Source organism: Cognatiyoonia sp. IB215182 (genome assembly GCF_033963905.1).
GTDB lineage: Bacteria > Pseudomonadota > Alphaproteobacteria > Rhodobacterales > Rhodobacteraceae > Yoonia.
Genome location: NZ_JAXBMB010000019.1, coordinates 51,725 through 59,647, shown reverse-complemented (window position 1 = coordinate 59,647; position 7,923 = coordinate 51,725). Strand labels below are relative to the sequence as shown.

The window sequence follows — 7,923 nt, the reverse complement described above, 5'->3', positions numbered from 1 at the left end:
GCGATGAAGCGATGAAGCGATGAAGCGATGAAGCGATGAAGCGATGAAGCGATGAAGCGATGATACTCGGACCCACTCCGAATGCAAGTAAGTTATTGTTTTATTTGTTACATTTTTGCTTTTTGTCAGGCCAAGCAAGTCTTCCATGCTAATATGCGCGCACATTCCGGTATTCTCCGTACAAGGTCGAGACATTTCAGATTTGAAAGCGACAGCGCAGAAACTCTGCCTGCTTTCGCGCCCCAAGCCTCGTCATTTGATTTGATGCCTCGCCTTGGGGGCAAGGGAGGGTGAGTAGCTGGCGGGCGTGTCGAAGAAAGCATCCACCAGCGCCCATGATAACCGAGACTAGAATCCGGTTGCTGCATCGGGAAATTCAAAAAAACTATATTTGGATAGACACCAGTTATAATAGGCCTAACTGAACCGAACGTGCTCATTTGGGTTTTATGAGGAACAATAGCGGAACCTGGAAAGCTGTAAGCTATTTCTGCACCTGAAATAACGTGAAAGCCCCAAAACTACTTCCAGTGCAATCTGACACATTACCTCTAATGGACTTCAATCTCGACTCGCCGTTCGGGCTGATTCCGCTGCAGTTTGGTGAATTGTACAACCAAGTCAGTGAAGTCAGTGGTGTTTTTCCCACCGAACCGGGATACGCCTTACGTGCTTCCTTTATGTACTCCTGCGCACGCGTAACTGCCAATGTAAGGCGATTGTCGTCAGGATCACTTGGCGCGAGCGCTAATACTGAAACGGCACATCTAACAAATCCAAGCGCTTCCAGCAGGTCTGCCTTTTTCGGCTTTGAATTTTCCTCCTCCGGAGCCGCAGCGGACATATTGAGTCACTAGGCAACGGCGGTGCGTGACGCAGACCCCGTTACAGCGTCTCATAGCCAATAGACTATGGGAGCAGCGAGTGCGATGACTGAGAGGAAGACTTTCGGACAGCAGTCATATCGTGTTGCGACACGACGCCAGTCGTTGAGCCTCCCGAACATGATCTCAATCCGGTTGCGTCGTTTGTATCGCCGCTTGTCGTATTTCACGATCATTTTGCGTTGCCTTCGGCCTGAGAGGCAGGGAGGTATCCCTTTGTCTTTCAACGCTTCTCTGAACCAGTTGGCATCGTAGCCACGGTCGCCGAGCAGCCAATCGACATCCGGCAGGCTGTTCAGCAAGGCCCGTGCGCCGATGTACTGCCTGACTTGCCCGGCGGTGAGGAAGAGGTTGAGGGGGCGCCCTTTGCTGTGACAGGCGGCATGCAGCTTGGCGTTCCTGCCACCCTTTGTGCGTCCAAACAGACTTCCACGCCCCCTTTTTGACAGCAAAACTGGACGCCGTGTGATGAACTTTGAGATATGTGACGCCGATCATGACCGTCCTTTCCTCTCCATGATCGGCAGCAAGACCAACCATCATTTGTGCAAAGATGCCTTTGTTTCGCCACCTGTTCCAACGATTGTAGAGCGTCTTTTGGGGGCCGTAATCCTTGGGTGTGTCTCGCCAGCGCAACCCATTGCGATTGATGAAGATAATTCCTCTCAACATCCGCCTGTCATCAACGCGAGGCTTACCGTGGAACTTCAGAGAGAAGGGCTCAAGACGCGCCATCTGTGCATCCGTCAGCCAGAAAAGTTACTCTTTATCAGGGCTTTGGTGGCCAAGCGTGGGCAACTCGTTGAGGCCCGAAAACGCCTTCTCGCGCAGGTCAAAGCGCATAGGAAGCCCGGATCAGCTGATACCTTCGTAGCCATGGGTGCCGAACTGCGAGACCTGCTGGACCGCCAGATCGCCAAGCTGGAGGCTCGGATCGAACGGCTTATTGCGGCTGACGAAGGCCTTGCTGAAACGGCCAGCATCTTACGCTCGGTTCCTGGCATCGGCCCGATTGCAAGTACGATGCTGATCTCGGAAATGCCAGAACTCGGCCAGATCACAGGCGACCACGCCGTCGCACTCACGGGGCTTGCACCAATCGCCTCCACTCGGCAGATTGCTTCGCTATCGCCTTCCGCGCAGGGCATGACAGCGGAGCAATGCGCGGAAAGCTCGCAATAGGTGGTGGGCGAAGGCTGCTGAGGCACGTGATGTTCCAAGCCGCCCTGGTCGCCAGCAATCACAACCCGGTTCTCAAAACCTTCGCGGATCGCCTCCGCACGACAGGTAAACCGCACAAGGTCGTCATCAATGCCGTCGCTCGCAAACTCATCACGATCGTCAATGCGCTCATCAAACCAGGCCAGAAATGGTCTGATCTGATGAGCATGAGAAATACAGTTGCTAATCCCTACATGAACATGAAATCATCTTCGGTGAGCTGCGATGCGCCTATGCCTTCCAGAATGATACTGCCCCACATATGCAAGGGAACCGAAACAACGGCGTTACCGTTTGTCTCCGTAATTGAAACGTCATTGAACGCAATGTCAGATTCACCATTTGCATCGAAACGAATAATGTCAGTCCCAACTTCGAAATCGGTGATGGTATCAAGCCCAAAGCTCCTTACGAAGTTGAATACATCGGCACCGGCACCACCTGTCAGAGTATCTTGTCCAGGCACGCTATTCGGTACGGCTGTAGCGATGTAACCCCCGTTGCCGTCGGGAATGAGCCGCATGCCGATGGTTTCTCCGCGTACATCTCCTTGTAAAAAATCATCACCAGCGCCACCAATCAGTAAGTCATTTCCCAAAAGTCCGTACAATTCTTCGTTTTCGGGTCCGCCAATGATGTGATCCCAAAAGTCGGTGCCCATCAAAACGGCGGGCGCTGCAACGACCGGTGCTTCGTTTCGTCCTTGAACAACGACAGAAACGGTTGCAGTGCTTTCTCCTCCATGGCTGTCCTCGACTGTGTAGGTGAACGTATCCGTCAGTATCTGGCCATCAGTCAAAGCTTGAACAGCATCTGCGCCGGTGGGATCATATCTGATCGTCCCGTCAGTGTTCAACTTCAGGGCGGCTCCGTTCGTACTCGTGGCAGAAACAGCTGCAATTGTGATCGCATCCCCTTCGGCATCGCTGTCGTTGGCGAGAAGCGTAGCGGCATCAATCAAGGTGATAGCATCCTCTGTGATAAGATTAGAGGTTTGAGCAACACCGCTCGCATCAAAAATGCGGGCCTTGACGGCCCAACTGGAAGTATCGTGTTGATGCTGGTCTCCTGACGTCCAGGTGACGACAAAATGACCATTGGCGAGCGCTGTCACACTTGGAGCATATTGACTGCCTCCAGTAAACTCATTGACCAGGAACTCACTGACAATCTCATTTCCATCCGCATCAAAAATACGGGCCTTGATGGCAGTTTGAGACGTATCGCCTTGCTGCCCATCAAGAGACTCCCAGGTGACGACGAAATGGCCATTGGCGAGCGCTGTCACACTCGGGTCGACTTGACTATTATTGGTAAATTCATTGACCAGGAACTCACTGACAACCTCAACACCATTTGCGTCAAAAATACGGGCCTTGATGGCCCAGCCATCATCGCCTTGCTGCTGGTCATCAGACGCCCAAGTGACGACAAAACGACTATTGGCGAGCGCTGTCACACTCGTGGCCCATTGCCAGCCATCGGTGAATTCATTGACCAGGAACTCATTGACGATCTCATCGCCATTCGCATCAAAAATGCGGGCCTTGACAGCGGCACCTTCGGTGTCGCCCTGTTGCCCGTCACGAGAACTCCAGGTGACAACGAAATTGCCATTGGCGAGGGTTGTCACACTTGGAATCCATTGAGAGTCATTGGTAAATTCGTTGACCAGGAATTCACTGACGATCTCGTCACCGCTCGCATCAAAAATGCGGGCCTTGACGGCCGAACTGGAAGTATCGCCTTGCTGCCCGTAAGCAGACGACCAGGTGACGACGAATTGGTCATTGGCGAGCGCTGTCACACTTGGAGCATATTGACTGCCTCCGCTAAACTCATTGACGCGGAATTCACTGACGATCTCAGCACCATCAGCATCAAAAACACGGGCCTTGATAGCAGTATGGGACGTATCGCCCTGCTGTCCGTCATCAGACTCCCAAATGACAACGAAATGGCCATTGGCGAGCGCTGTGACACTCGGGCGCCATTGAGTACCGACGGTGAAGTCATTGACCAGGAACTCACTGACAATCTCGACGCCGTTAGCGTCAAAAATACCGGCCTTGATGGCATAACCAGACGTATCGCCTTGTTGCCGGTCAAGAGACTGCCAAGTGACGACGAAATTGCCATTGGCGAGTTCTGTAATGCTTGGGTTGGTTTGAGAGTTATGGGTAAAATCATTGACCAGGAACTCACTGACACCAATGATATTGTTGACCACAATATCATCAACCAAAACAGGTGCTTCGTTGGCTCCGTGCACAACGATCGAAACTGTCGCGGTACTCTCCTCGCCAAAGCCGTCCTCGATGGTGTAGGTGAATGTATCCGTCAGGGTCTGGTCCCTCTCCAGAGCCCTAACAGCATCCGCATTGGTGGGATCATAGCTGATGGTGCCGTCGGTGTGCAGCTCCAGCGCGGCCCCATGCGCACTCGTGGCATCAACAGCTGTCACCGCGAGCACATCCCCATCGACATCGCTGTCATTGGCCAGAAGGGTGGCGGTGTCAATCAAGGTGACAACATCTTCGGTGACCGGCGTGGGACTTTGCGCCACATCATCAGCCGCGACAGGTGCGTCGTTGACAGGTGTAATATCAAGCGCAAAGGTGCCACTTGCTGAAAGAGACCCGTCGCTGGCCGTCACCGTAACACTCAATGCGCCATAGAAGTCCTGCGGTGGTGTGCCCGAGAAGCTCCCCGAAGCCGCATCAAACACCAGCCAGTCCGGCAGGGCCGCACCCCCAGCCAGCGTGGCACTCAGGATCAGTGCATCGCCATCCACATCCGTGAATGCATTCGCGGGCAGTGCAAAGCTCACGGCCTCATCTTCCGCAGAAGACTGATCAGGCAATGCAATTGCTGCGACAGGTGCGTCGTTGACAGGAGTAATCTCAAGCGCAAAGGAACTGCTTGCTGAAAGGGACCCGTCACTGGCCGTCACCGTGACACTGACTTGCCCCGTATAGTCCTGGGGCGGTGTGCCTGAGAAGCTCCCGGAAGCCGCATCAAACACCAGCCAGTCCGGCAGGGCCGCACCCCCAACCAGCGTTGCACTCAGGGTCAGCGCATCCCCGTCCACATCCGTGAATGCGTTCGCCGGCAGCACAAAACTCACGGCCTCATCTTCCGCGGAAGCCTGATCAGGCAATACAAGTGCCACAACAGGGGCATCATTGGTTCCGTGCACAATGATCGAAACGGTTGCGACGCCCACACCGCCATTGCCGTCATCGGTCGCATAGGAAAATGTGTCGATAAGTGTCTGGCCCTCTGCCAGGGCCTGAACATCAGCTGCGCCGGTGGGATCATAGCTGATCGTGCCGTCGTTGTTCAGCCTCAGGACCGCATCATGCGTACTTTTCGCATTAACCGTTAGCATCGTCAGCGCATCGCCATCCACATCGATGTCATTGGCCAGAAGGGTGGCGATATCAATCGAGGTCACAACATCTTCGGTGATCGGAGCGGGACTTTGCGCAACATCATTAACTGCGACAGGTGCGTCGTTGACAGGAGTAATATCAAGTGCGAAGGCACTGCTTGCTGACAGGGACCCGTCGCTGGCCGTCACCATGACATTGACTATGCCGTTGAAATCCTGCGGCGGTGTGCCTGAGAAGCTCCCTGCAACCGCATCAAACACCAGCCAGTCCGGCAGCGCCGTCCCATCCGTAAGCGTCGCGCTGAAGGTCAGCGCATCCCCATCCACATCCGTGAATGCATTCGCCGGCAAAACAAAGCTCACGGGTTCATCTTCTTCGGAAGACTGATCAGGCAATACAATCGCCACAACAGGCGCATCGTTGGCTCCATGCACAACCACTGAAACACTTGCGGTGCTCTCCCCGCCATTACCGTCCTTGACGGTATAGGTGAAGGTATCCGTCAGGGTCTGACCCTCTGCCAGGGCCTGAACAGCGTCTGCGCCGGTGGGATCATAGCTGATCGTCCCGTCGTCTGTGTTCAGCATCAGGGTTGCGCCATGTGCACTCGTGGCATCAACAGCTTCAATTGTGAGTACATCCCCGTCGACATCGATGTCGTTGGCCAGAAGCGTGGCGATATCAATCGAGGTGACAACATCTTCAGTGATAATCTTGTGACTTTGCGCAACACCGTTCGCATCAAAAACGCGGGCCTTGATGGCATAATCGGACGTATCGCCCTGCTGTCCGTCATTAGACGCCCAGGTGACAACAAAACCCCCATTGGCGAGGGCTGTCACACTCGGGTCATCTTGCCAGCTATTGGTGAATTCATTGACCAGGAATTCATTGACGATCTCATCGCCATTTGCATCGAAAATGCGGGCCTTGATGGCAGAACCATCGGTATCCCCCTGCTGCCCGTCTTGAGACAACCAGGTGACAACAAAATTGCCATTGGTGAGCGCTGTAATACTCGGGTATACTTGCCAGTCATTGGTGTATTCATTGACCACGAACTCACTGACAATCTCAGCGCCATTCTCATTGAAAATACGGGCCTTAATGGCAGCAAAATCAGTATCCCCTTGCTGCTGGTCCAGAGACGCCCAGGTGACAACAAAACCCCCATTGGCGAGGGCTGTCACACTCGGGTTCTCTTGCCACCAATCGGTGAATTCGTTGACACGGAACTCACTAACAATCTCATCGCCATTCTCATTGAAAATACGGGCCTTGACGGCAGACCAAAACGGATCGCCTTGCTGTTGGTCCCAAGAATGCCAGGTGACGACGAAATGGCCATTGGTGAGGGCTGTCACGCTCGAGTATAGTTGCGAGTCATTGGTGTATTCATTGACCAGGAATTCACTGACAATCTCATAGCCATTTGCATCGAAAGTGCGGGCCTTGATGGCAGAACTGGACGTATCCCCTTGCTGTTTGTCCCAAGAATGCCAAGTGACGACGAAATGGCCATTGGCAAGGGCTGTCACGCTCGGGTTTAGTTGCGCGTCATTGGTAACTTCATTGACCGGGAACTGACTGACAATCTCGTTACCATCCGTATCAAAAATACGGGCCTTGATGTCAAAACCAGACGGATGCCCTTGTTGCTGGCCATTGGACGACCATGTGACGACGAAATGGCCATTGGCGAGCTCGGTAACGCTGGGGGTCTGTTGACTACCATTAGTAGACTCATTCACCAGGAATTCACTGACAATCTCGACACCATTCTCATTGAGAATACGGGCCTTGATAGCAGAACCAGACGTGTCGCCCTGCTGCCCGTCATCAGACTGCCAGGTGACGACGAAATGGCCATTGGAGAGAGCGGTAACACTCGGGTTTTTTTGTTCGTTATTGGTGAATTCATTGACCAGGAACTCACTCGGATCAACGGTATCATCAGCCGCGACCGGTGCATCATTGACTGGGGTAACATCAAGCACAAAGGAACTGCTGGCTGAAAGAGACCCGTCGCTGGCCGTCACCATCACGTTGACTGTTCCATTGAAATCCTGCGGCGGTGTGCCCGAAAAACTCCCCGCAGCCGCATCAAACACAAGCCAGTCTGGCAGGGCCGTGCCATCCGCAAGCGTCGCGCTTAAGGTCAGCACATCGCCATCCATATCCGTGAATGCATTCGCCGGTAATGCAAAGCTCACGGTCTCATCTTCTGCTGAAGACTGATTGGGCAATGCAATTGCCAAAACGGGTGCATTGTTCATAACGGTCATTAAGGTCTCCAATTCAATCTGTGAGCAATTGCGGTGATCTCGCTCTGACCCTGAACGCGCCGGTGATGAGCGGGCATTTGGCTCAACGTTCCTGGCCAACGTTCCAAAGTTTTGCTGTTTTGATTGCCAGCAAGTCCG

At 53.6% G+C, this 7,923-nt stretch carries 3 protein-coding genes; 1 reads left to right on the top strand and 2 read right to left on the bottom strand.

Annotated elements, in window-relative coordinates:
- Positions 1-895: 895 nt before the first annotated feature.
- A protein-coding gene (locus SLH47_RS23880; RefSeq protein ID WP_320243345.1) for an IS5 family transposase occupies positions 896-1,619 on the bottom strand; the annotation gives its coding sequence in 2 pieces (ribosomal slippage) (positions 896-1,322 and positions 1,321-1,619; 726 coding nt in all).
- A 141-nt stretch (positions 1,620-1,760) separates the two neighbouring features.
- Here SLH47_RS23880 and SLH47_RS23875 point away from each other — a divergent pair.
- Positions 1,761-2,066, top strand: coding sequence for a transposase (locus tag SLH47_RS23875; protein WP_320243343.1), 306 nt, complete (start codon positions 1,761-1,763; stop codon positions 2,064-2,066).
- A gap of 229 nt (positions 2,067-2,295) precedes the next feature.
- Here SLH47_RS23875 and SLH47_RS23870 read toward each other — a convergent pair whose 3' ends face one another.
- Positions 2,296-7,785 (bottom strand): tandem-95 repeat protein, encoded by a 5,490-nt coding sequence (locus SLH47_RS23870; protein ID WP_320243341.1) that lies wholly within the window; start codon positions 7,783-7,785, stop codon positions 2,296-2,298.
- Positions 7,786-7,923: the final 138 nt, after the last annotated feature.